Below are 15,714 nucleotides of genomic sequence, written 5' to 3' on the forward strand. Positions count from 1 at the left end.
GGCGCCCCCTTGGTGTGTGCGGCTACCTGGGCCGCAGCACGAACACTCGGCCCTGTTGTGCCATGCCGCCGGCGTGTTTCAGGGCGGCTTCGCCGGTGCCCCAGAAGACGTCGCCGCGGATGACGCCCTTGATGGCGCCGCCCACGTCCTGGGCGACCATCAGGCGGCTCAGGGGGGTGCCGTCGGGTTGGGTGGTATCCAGCCAGACCAGGGCGCCCAGGGGAATGTGGCGGCGATCCACGGCGAGGCTGCGCAGCGGGGTCAGCGGCACGCCCTGGGCGCCGATGGGGCCTTCGCCGTCGATCTCGCGGAAGAAGATGTAGCGCGGGTTTTCGGCCATCAGCTCGGCGGCGGTGTCGGGGTGGGCCCTGAGCCAGTCGCGGATGGTCTGCATGGACAGGTCCTTGAGCAGCCCGCGTTGGCGCATCAGGCTGCCGATGCCGACGAAACGGTGGCCGTTGTTGGCCGCGTAGCCGATGCGCCGGGTGGTGCCATCGGGCAGGCGGACCCGGGCCGAGCCCTGGATGTGCAGGAAAAAGACATCCACCGGATCGTCGGCCCACAGCACCACGGGCGTGGTTTCGGGCAGCGCCCCGGCATCGATGGCGGCGCGCGCCGGGTAGGGCACGAAGCGATCCCCCTCCACCCGGCCAATGATGCGCTGACCGGCCAACTCCTCCGAGAAGGGCTCAAGGTCGAGGCTGACGAGGTCCGGCGGGCGGCCATGGATGGGGCTCTGGTAGGGCCCGTGGCGGGTCGGCGCGGCGTTCAGTTCGGCTTCGTAATAACCCGTGAACAGGCCGTGGTCGCGGCCCTTCTTGCGGTCGAAGACGAGGTGGGCGGTGAAGGTCTCGGCCAGCCGGCGGCGCAGGGCGTCGGCATCGTCGGCCGGCACGGCGAGCACGGCGGCGCAGGCCCGTCGCCAGTCGCCGATGGTCCCCAGGTCGGCGTTGGGCGATCCCAGGGGGGCCGATCCCAGGGGAGTGTCGGCGGGCCTGCCCTCGAGCCGGGCGCAGGAGCGGGAAAAGGCCTCCGACAGGCCGCCCAGGTCGTCCTCGGCCCAGCCCGGCAGCACCTCGATCGGCACGTCGATCAAGGCCAGCGGGTTGGGCGGCGCGCCGTCCTCGGGGAGGGGTTCGGGGGGCGTGGCGTCGGGCGGCAGGAGAGGCGGCGGGGTGACCACCAGGGTCGGCGGGGCCAACTCGCCCCGGGCCCACCAGCCGGCCGCGACGGCTCCGGCGATCAGCGCCCCGGCGCCGACGATCAGGCCCAGGCCAAGCAGCAACCCGCGCCGGAAGCGGGCGGGCGCGGTCGGGGAGGAACCGCCGGCGGGCATGGACGGAAACGCCGCGCCGGCTCAGTCGACGGTGTCGGTGGCGACCAGCAGCCAGTTGGGGCTGTCGGAGCGGGTGTCGCGGGCGAAGGTCCACAGGTCGGTGACCTGGGCGATGTGCTCGGGGTCGCCCTCGACCACCTGGCCGTCGGCGTCCTTCACCACGTTCACCTGTTCGGAAACGAAGCGCACGGTGATCTGAGCCATGTGGCCGTCGACCAGCTCGGCCTCCTCGGCCTCCAGCCGCTTGAAGCCCAGCATTTCGGTGCTCATCGTCTGGCCGGCCGCCTGACGCCGCTCGATGGCCGCCTTGAAGTCGCCGTAGACCTCGTCCGACAACAGGCCGCGCAGGGTTTCCAGATCACCCTTGGCGAAGGCGGCGAGAATCATCTCGAAAGCCGCCTTGGCGCCTTCCATGAAGGGGGTCAGGCGAAAGCCGGGATCGACCGCGCGGATGCGGCCCACGCCCAGGCCGACCGGGCCGGTCGGCAGTTCCTCGTCGTCCGGCTCGGCGGCGGCGGCGCCCGGCAGGTCGAGCTGCTGGGCCGGGGCCTCGCGACTGTCGCCGTTGTCCCACTGGCGCTGCCAGCGGGCCGCGTCGGGCGATTCCTGATGCCCGGTGCGCCGGCCCAGGGTGCTGCGCAGGCGCAGCACCAGAAAGCCCGCGATGAGGGCCAGGATGATGATGTCGAAGAACTGGAATCCGTCACCCATGACTGTTCGGCCGTCCGGTTTTCTCGTTGAAGGGAGGGCTGCTGGCGGGAAAGGCGGTGGCTGACCCCATCGGGCGGGAACTCTGGATCGAGCGGGACCCTGGCGAGACGACCCAGGCTTCTCGGACGGCCCAAGATCGGTTAGGGTCCCCCGCGCCCGCCTGAGGCGGACCCGGCGAGTGGACAGCCACCCCGATTCCGCAGCATCCTGGCGGCGCCACGACCCGATCCATCGGGCCGGCGCCACGACTCGCCGGGCGGGGAGGTGCCTCTCGATCCAGGCCCTCTCAAGCTCCCTAGATAGGCCTCCAGCACGACAAGGGCAAGCATGGCACTCCTGATCCCCGCACTTTTCATCGGTATTCCGTTGATCGAGATCGCCCTGTTCATCCAGCTCGGCGGTGCCATCGGTCTCGGCAACACCCTTTTGTGCATCATCATCACCGCCCTGGCCGGCACCTGGCTGTTGCGCCACCAGGGCCTGAGCACGGCGCGGCGCATCCAGGAAAGCGTCGAGGCCGGCCGGCCGCCCATGCGCGAGCTGTTCGACGCCGGCTGCCTGCTGGTCGCCGGCGCCCTGCTGCTCACCCCCGGCTTCTTCACCGATGCCATCGGCCTGGCCCTGTTCGCCCCGCCGGTGCGCGAGCGCCTGCGCCAGTGGCTGCTGGCCTGGATGGAATCCTCGGGCCGCATCGTCATGGAGGCCGAGATCAACGCCGCCGGCGGCCGGCCGCGCGGCCCCGCCGACCCCAACGTGGTCGAGGGCGACTTCAAGGTGGTCGACAAGACCGACCCCAACGCCAACTGAGCCGACCCTCCCACACCCGAAGCCCCTGAAAAGGAACCCCCGAAACATGGCCGACGCGCCCGACACCCCGACCCCCGATCCCCAGAACCAGGCCCCGCAGCCGCCCCTGGTCATCAACATGCAGTACGTGAAGGACCTCTCCTTCGAAAGCCCCAACACCCCCCACGTGTTCGCCGAGCTGTCGCGCAACCAGCCGGAAATCCCCATCTCGGTCGATGTGGAAGTGAGCCGCCTGAGCAAGGAAAGCCCGGTCTTCGAGGTGATCCTCGGCTTCAACGCCGAAAGCCGCCTGGGCGAACGCAAGGTGTTCGTGCTGGAACTGAAATACGCCGCCACCATCACCGTCAACGCGGCCCAGGAACACATGGAACCGCTGATCATGGTCGAAGCACCCCGCGTGATGTTCCCCTTCGCCCGCCAGATCATCGCCGAAACCACCGGCAACGGCGGCTTCCCGCCCCTGATGCTGCAACCGATCGACTTCCTGGCCCTCTACCAACAACGCCGCGCCCAGGCCAACGCCCAAGCCCAGGGCTGAGGCGCGCCGGGATACGCCAAGGGGGCGCTGCCCCCTTGGAACCCCCGCCGGGGGGACCAGGGGCCCCCCCGGACCCCCGCCGCGACTTAAAGCCGTGAAGAGGGGGGTATCCGAGCGCGCGCGCTCGGATACCCCCCTCTTCACGGCTTTGACTCATGGTGGGGTCTGGGGAGGCCTCCCGGCCTCCCCAGCGGGGATTTCAAAGGGGCGGCGCCCCTTTGACGTGGCTCAGCACGCCACGCCCAGGCGTGGGCACAGGTCGTGGGCCGGGCAGGTGTCGCATTTGGGTTTGCGGGCGGTGCAGGTGTAGCGTCCGTGCAGGATCAGCCAGTGGTGGGCGTGCAGGAGGTAGGCTGGCGGCACCACCTTGAGCAGGCCGTCCTCGACCGCCCGGGGAGTCTTGCCGGGGGCCAGGCCGGTGCGGTTGGCGACCCTGAAAATGTGGGTGTCCACCGCCATGGTCGGCTGGCCGAAGGCCACGTTCAGCACCACGTTGGCGGTCTTGCGCCCCACCCCGGGCAGGGCTTCCAGCGCCGCGCGATCGGCCGGCACAGCGCCGCCGTGGTCGCGAACCAGTTGTTCCGACAACGCAATGACATTGCGCGCCTTGCTGTTGAACAGGCCGATGGTCTTGATGTGCTCTTTCAGGCCGTCCTCGCCCAGCTCCAGCATGGCCTGGGGCGTGGTGACCTGCTCGAACAGCGCCCTGGTCGCCTTGTTCACCCCCTTGTCGGTGGCCTGGGCCGAGAGCACCACGGCAACCAGCAGGGTGAAGGCGTTGACATGCTCAAGCTCGCTCTTGGGCTCGGGATTGGCGGCGGCGAGGCGGGCGAAGAAGCTTTCGATCTGGACGGGGGTCATGGCGCGGCGGGCTCCGGGCGGCGACGGAAGACCAGATAGCGCGGCACCCGGCCCTCGGCCAGGGCCTTTTCCTCGTAGCGGGTTCGGGCGTGGTCGGCCGGCGGGGCGCGCCAGTCGCCGGGCACCCGGGCCGTCCACTGCCACTCGGCATGCTCGGTGCCATGGCGCAGGGCCCAGCGGACATAGGTCGGATCGTCGCTGAACACCCGAAGCTCGCCGCCCGGCGCGGTGATCCGGGCCAGCGCCGACAGGGTGCGCGGCGAGATCAGCCGGCGCTTGGCGTGGCGGGTCTTGGGCCAGGGATCGGGGAAGAGCACGAAGACCCGCTCCAGGCAGCCCTCGGGCAGGGCGGCCAGCAGCGGCCGGGCGTCGTCGGGCAGGAGGCGCACGTTGCCCAGCCCCTTGTCCTCGATGAGGGCACACAGGCTGCCCAGACCGTTGAGAAAGGGCTCGCAGCCGATCAGCCCCACCCCGGGGTTGGCCTCGGCCTGGGCCGCCAGATGCTCGCCGCCGCCAAAGCCGATTTCCAGCCACAGAGCGGCCGGCCGGGCGTCGAACAGGGCCCAGGGATCAAGCCCGCCCGCCTCGGGCACCTGGAAGGACAGACGCGGCAGCACCACCTCGAGCGCCCGCTGCCGCCCCGGCTTCAGATGCTTGCCCCTGCGCCGACCATGAAAGCGACCGTCCCGCCCGTCATCCGGCTCGGCCGCCAAGGCCAGCAACGGATCGCGAACCAGACGCCCCTCATCCACCCGCCGTGCCATGGGCCACCAACCTCGCGAACTGGCGAAAAACAAAACAAAGGGGCGCTGCCCCTTTGTATCCCCGCCGGGGGGACGGGGTCCCCCCGGACCCCGCCAATTCGTTGGTGCGAAACGCCAAGTCTTCGTGGAACGCCCATGTGGTGTTTGGTTGCAGGCCAGCTTCGCTGGCCTGCGAAAACAACATACGGGCATTTGGCGAAACCGGCGGGGCTTGGCACCAATGAAAGGAGGGGGTCCGGGGGATCGCCTTCGATCCCCCGGTGGGGGCTTGGGGGCAAAGCCCCCAACTCAGCGGTGCCGCACGCGCCGGCGCCGCCAGGGTTGGCCGTCAAGCGCCGAAGCGGGTTTTCAGTTTCTCGGTCAGGTCGGTGCGTTCCCACGAGAAGCCGCCGTCGGCTTCCGGCTCGCGGCCGAAGTGGCCGTAGGCGGCGGTGCGGGCGTAGATCGGGCGCGACAGGCCGAGGTGTTCGCGAATGCCGCGCGGCGACAGGTCGACCAGTTCGCACAGCACCTGGGACAACTGGTTCAGGTCGACCTGATTGGTGCCGTCGCAGTTGAGGTACACCGACAGCGGCTTGGAGACGCCGATGGCGTAGGAAAGCTGGATGGTGCAGCGGCTGGCCAGCCCGGCGGCGACCACGTTCTTGGCCAGATAGCGGGCGGCATAGGCGGCCGAGCGGTCGACCTTGGTCGGATCCTTGCCGGAGAAGGCGCCACCGCCGTGGGGCGCCGCGCCGCCGTAGGTGTCGACGATGATCTTGCGCCCGGTCAGGCCGCAGTCGCCGTCCGGGCCGCCGATCACGAAGCGGCCGGTGGGGTTGACGTAGAACTCCTCCTCCGGCGGCATCCAGCCGGCGGGCAGGACCTTTTCCACGTAGGGGCGGACGATCTCGCGCACCTCGGCCTGCGACAGACTGGCGTCGTGCTGGGTGGAGACGACGACGCTGGTCGCCCGCACCGGCTTGCCGCCTTCGTATTTCAGGGTGACCTGGCTCTTCGAGTCCGGGCCGAAGCCGGGCTGGACGCCGGACTTGCGGTCCTCGGCCATGGCTTTCAGGATCTGGTGCGAATACTGGATCGGGGCCGGCATCAGCTGCGGGGTTTCATCGCAGGCGAAGCCGAACATGATGCCCTGGTCGCCGGCGCCTTCGTCCTTGTTGTCGGCGCTGTCCACGCCCTGGGCGATGTCGGCCGACTGGCTGTGGATGTGCGAGGTGATCTCGGCGTCGCGCCAGTGGAAGCCGTGCTGTTCGTAGCCGATGTCCTTGATGGCCTCGCGGGCGGCCTTCTTGAAGGCCTCGTGATCGAGGGTGTCGGGGCCGCGCACCTCGCCGGCGAGGACCACGAAGTTGGTGGTGGCCAGGGTTTCCACGGCGACGCGCGACAGCGGGTCGGCGGCCAGGAAGAGGTCGACCACGGTGTCCGAGACCCGGTCACAGACCTTGTCGGGATGGCCTTCGGAGACGGACTCGCTGGTGAACAGGTAATCGGACAGGCTCAAGGGACTTCCTCCACCGCTGGGCCGCACCGCCGATGGATCACGGCGGCGGGGCATGTTCTGTTGTGCTCCGAAGAGGCCCGAACGGCGGGACTGAAGCGCAAGAACCGGCGCGCAGACAGGGCGACCTTCCGGACCCGGAGGTGGGAAGGCCGCACTATATCCAAGGGCGTGGGTATTTCAAGTCCGCGACAGCGGACCCGACCGGGAGGCTCAGCCGTCGCCGTTGGCGGCGTCGCTCAGGGTCCGCGTCAGGTCGTACAGGCGGCGGCGCACCCGGGGTTCCGGAATGCGGCGGTAGGCGCGCACCAACTCCAGGGTTTCGCGCTGGGTGGTGGAGTCCTCGTCCTCGCCGGTTTCGGGATCGGCGCTGTCCGGGCGCACGTGGCGCGGGCTGAGGTCGGCCACGTCGGGGTCCATGTCCTCGAAGAAATAGGCCACCGGCACGTCGAGCACGCGGCTCAGGTCCCACAGCCGGCTGGCCCCGATGCGGTTGGCCCCCCGTTCGTATTTCTGCACCTGCTGGAAGGTCAGGCCCAGCGCGGCGCCCAGGCGCTCCTGGCTCATGCCGAGCAGGGTGCGGCGCAACCGCAGGCGGGCACCCACATGCACATCCACCGGGTTGGGCTGGCCGGAGGGCAACCGGCCCCGGGGTGAACGGGCATTTTCGGTACGGTCGGGCTGGGAATTCGCGGCGTGCGCCATGGAGGGAGGTCCCTCTTCAACGGTTATTTGAAGATCAAATACTAGTGCCCCGGGGAGGATAGCGTCAATCAAAAGCTTAAAGGCTTGAAAATTTTATAGTTTATTATTCACTCATGGGCCGTTTTCTTGGACTTGCTGCGAAGTGCCACAACGACAACGATAATCCCCAACGCCAAACCTCCCATCACCGGATTGCGCCACCCGGCCAGGACGGGGGTGGCGGCGGGGCGCGGCAGGTCGGCGTCGAGCACCCCGCGCTCGAACAGGTCGAGTCGGCCGCGCACCCGGCCATGGGAGTCGATCACCGCCGAGATGCCGGTGTTGGCCACCCGGACCACCGGCAGGGCGCTTTCCACGGCGCGCAGGCGGGCCAGGGCGAAATGCTGGCGCGGCCCCGGCCCGCTGCCGAACCAGCCATCGTTGGTCAGGTTGAGCAGCCACTGGGGCCGGGGCACCAGGGCGCGGTCGACCACCGCCTCGGGGAAGATGATCTCGTAGCAGACCAGCGGGCTGGCCGGCGGCAGGCCGGGCAGGATCAGGCGCCGGGGTCCCTGGCCGGGCGAGAAGTCGGTGCCGCCCTCGGTCAGCTTGGGCAGCGGCAGGAGGTCGCTGAACGGCACGTACTCGCCGAAGGGCACCAGATGCTGCTTGTCGTAAAGGGCGAGCTGGCGGCCCTGATCGTCCAGCGCCACGACGCTGTTCCACATCCGCCTGATCGGCGCGCCAGGCGGCGTCAGGCGTGGCGCCCCGGTGATCACGGCGCCCCCCGGCGGGGCGGCGGCGGCGACGGCGGCGAACACCGCGTCCTGCCGGCCCAGGGCGAAGGGCACCGCCGTCTCGGCCCAGATGACCAGCGAGAAATCCTCGAATCCGGGGGCGCGCGACAGGGCGATCTGGCGTTCCACGTGGCCGACCCGCAACTCCGGCTTCCACTTGTCGGCCTGCGGGATGGCCGGCTGGACCAGCCTCAGGCGCACCCCGGGCACCACGGCGGCCGGATCGTCGAGCCCCGGGGCGGCGGACAGGCGCAGCGCCCCGGCCCCGCCGGCCAGCAGCAGGGGGGTGAGCAGGGCGACGCTCATCCAGGCACGGCGCCGCCCGGGGGCCAGCCAGGGGGCCGGGGCCAGCGCCGCCAGGGCGGTGAGCAGCGACAGGCCGGCCACGCCGACCCACGCCACCGGCTGGAGCAGGGCGTCGACCGGCATCCACACGGCGGCCAGCGGGTTCCACGGAAAGCCGGTGAACAGCCAGCCGCGCAGCAGCTCGGCCAGCACCCACAGGGCGGCCAGCAGCAGGGCGCCGGTGAGCGGTCGGGCGGCGCCCTGTGCCCCGCCGGCCAGCCGCCACAGCAGCCCGCCGACCAGGGCGTGATAAAGCGCCAGACCGCCGGCGAAGGCTGGCATGGCGATCGGCAGCAGCCAAGCGAAGCGCTCGGCGTCGACCAGGAAGGCCTCGCCCACCCAGTACAGGCCAAGGGCGAAGAACCCGGTTCCGAAGGCCCAGCCGGTGAGCGCCGCGCGCCCCGTCGAGCCGGCGGTCAGGGTCAGCCCCAGCAGCGCCGTCAGACCGAGCGGCAACAGCGGCAACAGATGCCACGGCGGCAGGGCCAGGGCGCTCAGGGCGCCGGCCAGCAGGGCCAACCCGGCCCGCCGGACTCGGCTCATCCCGGCCCAACGCCCCGGGCTCATCCCGGACAGCCGGCCGACCAGCCGGCCGGACGGGCTCATGGCTGCCAGTCCACCGTCGGGATGTTGCGCAGGCGCAGGCGGCGCACCCGGCGCGGGTCGCCGTCCAGGATCTCGAAGGTCAGGCCGCTGGGGTGGGCAATCAGCTCGCCGCGCGCCGGCACCCGCCCGGCGGCCAGGAAGACCAGACCGCCCAGGGTGTCGGCCTCTTCCTTCTCGTCGTCCGAGAACAGGGCGCCGAAGCGTTCCTCGAAGTCCTCCAGCGGCACCCGGGCGTCGGCGATCACGCTGCCATCGGGGCGGGGCAGGATTTCCGGCTCCACCTCGATGTCGTGCTCGTCCTCGATCTCGCCGACGATCTGCTCGACCAGATCCTCGATGGTGATCAGGCCGTCGATGCCGCCGTACTCGTCGACCACCATGGCCATGTGCAGACGCTTCAGGCGCATTTCCAGCAACAGGTCGAGGACCCGGGCGGTGGGCGCCACGAACAGCACCGGGCGGACCAGGGCGCCCAGGCCGGGCGGCTCGCCCTGCCCGTCCTGGGGCTTGGGGCAGCCCGGGGTGTCGCAGCCGAAGGCGTTCTCGGTCAGCGCCGGCAGCAGATCCTTGATGTGGATCATGCCGATCACGTCGTCCAGGTTGTCGCGGTAGATGGGCAGCCGCGAATGGCCCCGCCCGGCGCCCAGGCGCACCGCCTCGATCAGCGGCATGTCGACCTCGACGGCGACGATGTCGGCCCGCGGGATCATCACGTCGTAGGCGGTCTGGTCGCGCAGGTGCAGGATGTTGCCGAGAAGCTGGCGCTCCTGGCCATCGAGCGCCGTCTCGGCGTGTTCGCCGTGCTGTTCCAGGAAGTCTTCCAGGGTGTGGCCGGTCTCGCCGTTGCGGCCGCGCCAGCCTTTCAGCAGGCCGAACAGGCGACGCCGCCTGGGCTTGCCGTCGTCGCCGTCGCGCGCCGCCGGATCAGGGGGTCCGATGGGGTCGACGGCCGGGCTACTGCGCGGGTCCGGATCGTCGGGGTCGTTTGAGTCGGTCATGGTCGTTTCGTAAGTGGAACGGGATCGGAATCGGCATAGGGGTCGGGCCGGCCGAGGGTGGCCATGGCCCGGCTTTCCAGGGCTTCCATCTCGGCCGCCTCGTCGTCTTCCAGATGGTCGTGGCCGAGCAGGTGCAACACCCCGTGGATGACCAGATGGGCCAGATGGTCGGCCAGCGGCTTGCCGGCCGCCTCGGCCTCGTCGGCGCAGGTGTCGTAGGACAACACCACGTCGCCCAGCAACAGCGGCTGACCCTCCACCGGCTCCGGCGCCTCGGGATCGTCCAGGGTGGCGAAGGAGAGCACGTTGGTCGGCTTGTCCTGGCCGCGATGGGCCCGGTTGAGCTCCCACACGGTGCGCTCGTCGGTCAGCACCACGCTGACCTCCAGGGCGCCGGTGATCGGCTCGCCGGCACCATCCTCCAGGGCACCATCCTCCAGATGCTGGGCGCGATCCGCCAGACCGACCCTGAGCGCCGCCAGGGTGGCCGCCTGGACCAGCGCCTCGGCCTCGGGCAGGGCGCCCAGCCATTCTGGCTCGTCAATGCTGACGGCCATCGCCACGTCGAGATCAAGACGGGGTTCGGTCGCCGCCACGGCCGGGTCGGCTGTCATGGCTCGGCGTCTCCTTGCTGCGGGCCCGGGGTCACCGCCAGGGCCCCTTCATGCTGATCGTAGGCACGCACGATGCGGGTCACCAGATCGTGGCGCACCACGTCGCGCGCCGTGAAGCGCACCGCCGCCATGCCGTCCAACCCCTCGAGCACGCCCAGGGCGTCCTTCAAGCCCGAACGGGCGCCCAGCGGCAGGTCGACCTGCGACAGGTCGCCGGTCACCACCATGCGCGAGTTCTCGCCGAGGCGGGTCAGGAACATCTTCATCTGGGTCGGCGTGGTGTTCTGCGCCTCGTCCAGGATGACGAAGGCGTTGGACAGGGTGCGGCCGCGCATGAAGGCCAGCGGCGCCACCTCGATGTCGCCCGACTCCAGGGCCCGGGCCACCTTGTCGCCGGGCAGGCAGACGTGCAGGGCGTCGTACAGCGGGCGCAGGTAGGGATCGACCTTGTCGCGCATGTCGCCGGGCAGAAAGCCGATCTTCTCGCCCGCCTCGACCGCCGGGCGCGACAGGATCAGCCGCTCGACCCGGCCCTGGCGCAGCATCCCCACCGCCATCGCCACGGCCAGGAAGGTCTTGCCGGTGCCGGCCGGGCCCAGGCCGAAGACCAGCTCGTGGTCCTGCATGGCCTTGACGTAGGTCCCCTGGGTCGGCGAGCGCGGGGCGATCGGGCGCTTGTAGGTGTGGATGGTCAGCGCCTCCAGCGCCGCCGGGTCGAGCCGCTGGGCGGGATCGGCCACGGCGCTGTGGCGCACCGCCGCGTCGACCTCGGCGGCGGCCACCTCGCGGCCCCGGACGGCCTCGCCATAGAGCCGCTCCAGGGCCTCGCCGGCCGCCTCGGCGCCGGGCCGCGGGCCGCTGATGGCAACCCCGTTGCCGCGGCTGACCACCGCCACCCCGAGCCGCGATTCAAGGCGCGTCAGGTTGGCGTTGTCCGGCCCGAACAGCACCTGGACGGCGCGGTTGTCCTCGAAGGACAGGGCCAGGGTGATCGGGTCATCCGGCGGGGCGGGCTGGGGGCTCACGCGCAGGCTCGTTCAGGGTCTTGGCGGGGCGGAGCCTCGAGGATCACGCCGGCCAGACTGTGCGGATGGGCGGCCTCGATCTCGACCTCGACCAGCTCGCCGAGGCGGGCCGTTTCGGTCATCACGTGCACCGGCTGCATGTACGGCGAGCGCCCCACGAGCTGACCCGGACGGCGCCCCGGGCGGTCCAGCAGAACCGGGAAGCGGCGCCCCACCGAGGCCTGGTTGAAGGCCATCTGGCGGGCATCGAGGCGGGCCATCAGGCGGGCCAGACGCTCTTCCTTGACCGCTTCCGGCACCTGATCGGGCAGGCTGGCGGCCGGCGTGCCGGGGCGCGGCGAGTACTTGAAGGCGAAGGCCTGGATGACGTCGGCCCGCTCGACCACCTCCAGCGTCGCCGCGAAATCGGCCTCGCTCTCGCCGGGGAAGCCGACGATGAAATCGCTCGACACCATCAGCCCCGGCCGGGCGGCCTTCAGGCGGGCCACCAGATCCAGGTAGTGGGCCGCCGTGTGGCCCCGGTTCATGGCCTTGAGGATGCGGTCCGAGCCCGACTGCACCGGCAGATGCAGGAAGGGCACCAGCACCTGAAGCTCGCCATGGGCGGCGATCAGGGCGTCATCGACCTCGCGCGGGTGCGAGGTGGTGTAGCGCAGCGCCTTGAGGCCGGGCAGCCCGGCCAGCCGGCGCAGCAGGTCGCCGAAGCGGGTGCCGTCGGCGTCCCGCCAGCCGTTGACGTTCTGGCCCAACAGGGTGATCTCGACCGCCCCGCCGGCGATCAGCGCTTCGGCCTCGGCAATGATGTCGGCCGCCGGGCGGCAGTACTCGGCGCCCCGGGTGTAGGGCACCACGCAGAAGGTGCAGAAGCGGTCGCAGCCCTCCTGGATCGACAGGAAGGCGCTCGGGCCCTGCACCCCGGGGGCCGGCAGATGGTCGAACTTGGGCTCGGCCGGGAAGTCGGTGTCGATCAGCCCCAGGCCCTTGCGGCCGCCGTCGGCAGCCACCGGGCAGGCCCCGGCGGCCAGGGCACGGTGGGCCTGGGCGACGAACTCGGGCAGGCGGAACAGGGTCAGCGGCCCCAGCACCAGATCGACGAAGGGGGCGCGGGCCAGAAGCTCCGGCCCCTCGGCCTGGGCCACGCAGCCGGCCACGGCGAGCAGGGTCTCGCCCCCGGCGCGGCGCCGCGCCTCGATGCGGCGGCGCAGGCGGCCCAGTTCGGAATAGACCTTCTCGGCCGCCTTCTCGCGGATGTGGCAGGTGTTGAGCAGCACGATGTCGGCGGCGCCGGCATCCTCCGTCAGGGCATAGCCCAGGGGCGCCATGACATCGGCCATGCGGGCCGAATCATGGACGTTCATCTGACATCCGAAGGTCTTGATGAAAAGCTGTTTGGCCACGTCTCTTGCCAGGAGCCGATTGTCGCGAGGGAGGGCGGACCGCCACGGCCTCTCCCCCAAAGGGACGATGTACATCAGGCGGCGTTCAATTGCCAGTCCTGCCGGGGACCCTCAGCCGCGTGGCCGGTGGTGGAAGACCACCGGCGGCAGGCCACCCTGGGTTGCCCCCACCTCGGCCCCGGCACTTTCGGCCACCGGGTCGAGGCGCCCGGCCAGGGCGGCCGACACGCCGCTCGCCACGCGGGCCCGGCAGGCCTCGGCCAGGGCCTTGCGGTTGGCGAAGTCACTCACCTCGACCGGCGGATGGAAGACCACCTCGGCCCGCTTGCGGCCCAGCCCGAGCAGGGCCCACAGATGGGGCGCCAGATCCATGTCGCCATACCACGCCACGAACGGCCGCCAGGCCAGCCCCAGGGGCAGGCCATCGAGCCGGGTATAGGCCAGACTGACCGGCTGCACGCTGACCGGCTGGCCGTCGTGCGGCGCCTCGGCCACGGCGAACAGGGCGCTCTTGAAGGGCAGCACCCGGTTGCCATCGCTCGAGGTGCCCTCCGGGAACAGGATCAGCGGCTCGCCATCGGCGAAGCGGCGCCGGATTTCCGCCATCTGATCGCCGGTCCGGGTGCGCTTGCGCTCGACGAACACGGTGCGGCCCAGCTTGGCGATCAGCCCGAAGCCGGGCCAGCCGGCCACCTCGGCCTTGCTGACGAAGGCCCCCGGGATCAGCGAGCCAAGAACCACGATGTCGGCATAGCTGGTGTGGTTGGCGACGCACAGCAAGGGCCGCTTGCCGCACACCTCGCCGTGCACCTTGATCTCAAGCTGGATGATCCGCCCCACCGCCTGCCAGTAGAAGCGGGCCAGGGAACGGTAGGGCCCGCCCAGGCGCATCACCGCCCAGTAGGGGGGAATGAACAGCACGGTGAAGGCGGCAAAGGCCAACAGCCGCGCCGCCGCGCCCAGGGTGGAGCCCAGGCGGGGCGCGAACAGGCGCCTCTGGCCGGTTGCCTCCCACCCGGAGTCGGCCGTTTCGGAAACCGCGGAGCGCGCGCGCGCGTCGTCCATCACCACAACCCTGACCCGGGGAACGTGAAGGGATCGAAACCCCGGCTACTGTAACAGCACATGGTCCAACCCTGAAACATCCGATGCGACGTTTCGGGCCGGGCGGAGGGGCGAAACGTTCAGCCGGTGGTGTCGCGGGCGGTGCGGTCATAGTGGCGGAGGTACTTTTCCGTCACCTGATCGGTTTTCACCACGATGCACACGTCGGTGGTGTTGAACTGATAATCAATCACCGCGCCGTCACCGACCCAGCCCCCCAGCCTCAGGTACCCCTTGACCAGCGGGGCGAGGCTGGCCAGGGCGCGCTTGGGGTCATAGTCCTCGCGGGCCAGCCGGCGCATCTCGGTGCAGCGCTCGGCCAGGGCCACCGGGCGCAGCGCCTCCGGGGCCAGATGGTTGTGGACCAGGTAGCTGAGCTGGGGCGCCAACTGGTCCGGGTCGGTGCCGTGCAGGCTGGCGCAGCCGAACATGATGTCGATGTCGTGGCGGAACACGTAGGCCGCGATGCCGCGCCACAGAAGCTGCATGATGGCCCGGTCGCGGTAGCGGTTGTCGACGCACGAGCGGCCCAGCTCGAGGATCTCGCCGGAAAAGGCTTCCAGGCGGCTGATGTCGTACTCGTCGGCGGTATAGAAGCGGCCGGCCCGGGCGGCGTGGGCGCGCCGCGCCAGCCGGTAGCAGGCAACAATGGCCTCGGCCCCCCGGCCCAGGTTGTGGTCGAGCACCAGCAGATGGTCGCAGGTTTCGTCGAAGGCGTCGAAATCGCGCTCGGCGGCGGCCATCTCGGGCGTCGGGTGGGCGCCCATCTCCTGATAGAAGACGCGGTAGCGCAGGTTCTGGGCGGCGCGCACCTCGCTTTCGTCCCGGGCCAGCCGGACTTCCAGGTTGCCGGCGGTCACGCGGTCGTCGGCCCCGGGCGGGGCGGCGGGCTGATCGGAACGGGAAGCTTGACTCATGAGCGGGGTCGCGTCTCGCTGGCTCGGGGAGTGGGAGGTAAGCCGAAGGACCGGCGCCGGTCAACAGCCGATTGGCCGACTGGCATCCCGGTTGGGCCCCAGTTTGGACTCCGGCTTGGACTCCGGTTTGGACTCCGGCTTGGACTCCGGCTTGGACTCCGGTTGGATTTTCAAGGCGTCCCAGATTCGGTCGGCGCGTCGGTTGGCGCGTCGGCCGCCTCATCGTCGAGCGGCACCCCGAACAGCTCCAGCCGATGGCCGACCAGCCGGAAGCCGTGCTGGCGGGCGATGCGGTGCTGCAGCTCCTCGATCTCGGTGCTGTGGAACTCGACCACCTTGCCGCAGGTCACATCGATCAGGTGATCGTGATGTTCCTCCGGCACCTCCTCATAGCGGGCCCGGCCGTCGCCGAAATCGTGGCGGGTCAGGATGCCGGCATCCTCGAACAGGCGCACCGTGCGGTAGACGGTGGCGATGCTGATCCGGGGATCCTCGGCGGTGGCCCGGTGGTGCAACGCCTCGACATCCGGATGGTCGGCGGCCTCCGACAACACGCGGGCAATGATCCGCCGCTGACCGGTCATTTTCATGCCCCGGTCGATGCACATCTGCTCGATACGCGAAACCGTCATACTGGCCCGCTTCATGCTGCAAGCGATTGCGTTGACGGCGCGACCCCCGGGATCACCCGTCGGGCCAACCGTGGGTGGCC

General features: G+C 70.5%; 16 protein-coding genes. 2 read left to right on the plus strand and 14 right to left on the minus strand.

Annotated features, from left to right (window positions below; translation table 11 throughout):
* Positions 1-22: 22 nt before the first annotated feature.
* Together mltA and BLR95_RS12125 are read right to left on the minus strand one after the other, a co-directional pair.
* Positions 23-1,336 (minus strand): murein transglycosylase A, encoded by a 1,314-nt coding sequence (mltA, locus tag BLR95_RS12120; RefSeq protein ID WP_092620463.1) that lies wholly within the window; start codon positions 1,334-1,336, stop codon positions 23-25.
* A 21-nt stretch (positions 1,337-1,357) separates the two neighbouring features.
* Entirely contained in the window at positions 1,358-2,047 is a 690-nt protein-coding gene (locus BLR95_RS12125; RefSeq protein WP_092620466.1) for a Tim44/TimA family putative adaptor protein, read from the minus strand.
* A gap of 327 nt (positions 2,048-2,374) precedes the next feature.
* Between BLR95_RS12125 and BLR95_RS12130 the strand changes: the two genes are divergently transcribed.
* Both BLR95_RS12130 and secB read left to right on the plus strand, forming a co-directional pair.
* Positions 2,375-2,854: an FxsA family protein gene (locus BLR95_RS12130; RefSeq protein ID WP_092620469.1), complete on the plus strand. Its 480-nt coding sequence runs from the start codon at positions 2,375-2,377 to the stop codon at positions 2,852-2,854.
* A 46-nt stretch (positions 2,855-2,900) separates the two neighbouring features.
* Positions 2,901-3,392 carry a protein-export chaperone SecB gene (gene secB / locus BLR95_RS12135; RefSeq protein WP_092620472.1) on the plus strand — a complete coding sequence of 164 codons (492 nt, stop codon included), beginning with the start codon at positions 2,901-2,903 and terminating at the stop codon, positions 3,390-3,392.
* 228 nt (positions 3,393-3,620) lie between these two features.
* On the opposite strand, the gene nth is transcribed toward secB, so the two are convergent.
* From nth to BLR95_RS12195, 12 genes are all read right to left on the minus strand, one after another.
* Positions 3,621-4,253: an endonuclease III gene (gene nth, locus BLR95_RS12140; protein ID WP_092620474.1), complete on the minus strand. Its 633-nt coding sequence runs from the start codon at positions 4,251-4,253 to the stop codon at positions 3,621-3,623.
* Positions 4,250-5,017, minus strand: a complete 768-nt coding sequence (trmB, locus tag BLR95_RS12145; RefSeq protein ID WP_092620477.1) for a tRNA (guanine(46)-N(7))-methyltransferase TrmB — start codon at positions 5,015-5,017, stop codon at positions 4,250-4,252. Before trmB ends, nth begins: the two co-directional genes overlap by 4 nt.
* Positions 5,018-5,345: 328 nt before the next feature.
* Positions 5,346-6,518 carry a methionine adenosyltransferase gene (metK, locus tag BLR95_RS12150; protein WP_092620480.1) on the minus strand — a complete coding sequence of 391 codons (1,173 nt, stop codon included), beginning with the start codon at positions 6,516-6,518 and terminating at the stop codon, positions 5,346-5,348.
* Positions 6,519-6,728: 210 nt separating this feature from the next.
* Positions 6,729-7,220: a helix-turn-helix domain-containing protein gene (locus BLR95_RS12155; protein WP_092620483.1), complete on the minus strand. Its 492-nt coding sequence runs from the start codon at positions 7,218-7,220 to the stop codon at positions 6,729-6,731.
* 107 nt (positions 7,221-7,327) lie between these two features.
* Positions 7,328-8,947 carry an apolipoprotein N-acyltransferase gene (gene lnt, locus BLR95_RS12160; RefSeq protein WP_092620486.1) on the minus strand — a complete coding sequence of 540 codons (1,620 nt, stop codon included), beginning with the start codon at positions 8,945-8,947 and terminating at the stop codon, positions 7,328-7,330.
* Positions 8,944-9,945, minus strand: a complete 1,002-nt coding sequence (locus BLR95_RS12165) for a hemolysin family protein (protein WP_092620489.1) — start codon at positions 9,943-9,945, stop codon at positions 8,944-8,946. Before BLR95_RS12165 ends, lnt begins: the two co-directional genes overlap by 4 nt.
* On the minus strand, positions 9,942-10,559 hold the full coding sequence (gene ybeY, locus BLR95_RS12170; protein ID WP_092620492.1) for an rRNA maturation RNase YbeY: 618 nt from the start codon (positions 10,557-10,559) through the stop codon (positions 9,942-9,944). The genes BLR95_RS12165 and ybeY overlap by 4 nt, the downstream gene beginning before the upstream one ends.
* Positions 10,556-11,584, minus strand: a complete 1,029-nt coding sequence (locus tag BLR95_RS12175; RefSeq protein ID WP_245689493.1) for a PhoH family protein — start codon at positions 11,582-11,584, stop codon at positions 10,556-10,558. The genes ybeY and BLR95_RS12175 overlap by 4 nt, the downstream gene beginning before the upstream one ends.
* Positions 11,581-12,981, minus strand: a complete 1,401-nt coding sequence (miaB, locus tag BLR95_RS12180; protein ID WP_281241299.1) for a tRNA (N6-isopentenyl adenosine(37)-C2)-methylthiotransferase MiaB — start codon at positions 12,979-12,981, stop codon at positions 11,581-11,583. Before miaB ends, BLR95_RS12175 begins: the two co-directional genes overlap by 4 nt.
* Before the next feature lie 111 nt (positions 12,982-13,092).
* Positions 13,093-14,046, minus strand: a complete 954-nt coding sequence (locus BLR95_RS12185) for a lysophospholipid acyltransferase family protein (RefSeq protein ID WP_092620498.1) — start codon at positions 14,044-14,046, stop codon at positions 13,093-13,095.
* Positions 14,047-14,165: 119 nt separating this feature from the next.
* Positions 14,166-15,002 carry a GNAT family N-acetyltransferase gene (locus BLR95_RS12190; RefSeq protein WP_092620501.1) on the minus strand — a complete coding sequence of 279 codons (837 nt, stop codon included), beginning with the start codon at positions 15,000-15,002 and terminating at the stop codon, positions 14,166-14,168.
* Between the two features lie 170 nt (positions 15,003-15,172).
* Positions 15,173-15,634 (minus strand): Fur family transcriptional regulator, encoded by a 462-nt coding sequence (locus BLR95_RS12195; protein WP_092620504.1) that lies wholly within the window; start codon positions 15,632-15,634, stop codon positions 15,173-15,175.
* Positions 15,635-15,714: the final 80 nt, after the last annotated feature.

The organism is Roseospirillum parvum, from assembly GCF_900100455.1.
Classification (GTDB): domain Bacteria; phylum Pseudomonadota; class Alphaproteobacteria; order Rhodospirillales; family Rhodospirillaceae; genus Roseospirillum; species Roseospirillum parvum.

What these genes read in the sequence shown, in the direction of transcription:
- mltA (WP_092620463.1), bottom strand. Translation starts at nt 1,336, where the DNA reads ATGCCCGCCGGCGGTTCCTCCCCGACCGCGCCCGCCCGCTTCCGGCGC.
- BLR95_RS12125 (WP_092620466.1), bottom strand. Translation starts at nt 2,047, where the DNA reads ATGGGTGACGGATTCCAGTTCTTCGACATCATCATCCTGGCCCTCATC.
- BLR95_RS12130 (WP_092620469.1), top strand. Translation starts at nt 2,375, where the DNA reads ATGGCACTCCTGATCCCCGCACTTTTCATCGGTATTCCGTTGATCGAG.
- secB (WP_092620472.1), top strand. Translation starts at nt 2,901, where the DNA reads ATGGCCGACGCGCCCGACACCCCGACCCCCGATCCCCAGAACCAGGCC.
- nth (WP_092620474.1), bottom strand. Translation starts at nt 4,253, where the DNA reads ATGACCCCCGTCCAGATCGAAAGCTTCTTCGCCCGCCTCGCCGCCGCC.
- trmB (WP_092620477.1), bottom strand. Translation starts at nt 5,017, where the DNA reads ATGGCACGGCGGGTGGATGAGGGGCGTCTGGTTCGCGATCCGTTGCTG.
- BLR95_RS12155 (WP_092620483.1), bottom strand. Translation starts at nt 7,220, where the DNA reads ATGGCGCACGCCGCGAATTCCCAGCCCGACCGTACCGAAAATGCCCGT.
- lnt (WP_092620486.1), bottom strand. Translation starts at nt 8,947, where the DNA reads ATGAGCCCGTCCGGCCGGCTGGTCGGCCGGCTGTCCGGGATGAGCCCG.
- BLR95_RS12165 (WP_092620489.1), bottom strand. Translation starts at nt 9,945, where the DNA reads ATGACCGACTCAAACGACCCCGACGATCCGGACCCGCGCAGTAGCCCG.
- ybeY (WP_092620492.1), bottom strand. Translation starts at nt 10,559, where the DNA reads ATGACAGCCGACCCGGCCGTGGCGGCGACCGAACCCCGTCTTGATCTC.
- BLR95_RS12185 (WP_092620498.1), bottom strand. Translation starts at nt 14,046, where the DNA reads ATGGACGACGCGCGCGCGCGCTCCGCGGTTTCCGAAACGGCCGACTCC.
- BLR95_RS12190 (WP_092620501.1), bottom strand. Translation starts at nt 15,002, where the DNA reads ATGAGTCAAGCTTCCCGTTCCGATCAGCCCGCCGCCCCGCCCGGGGCC.
- BLR95_RS12195 (WP_092620504.1), bottom strand. Translation starts at nt 15,634, where the DNA reads ATGACGGTTTCGCGTATCGAGCAGATGTGCATCGACCGGGGCATGAAA.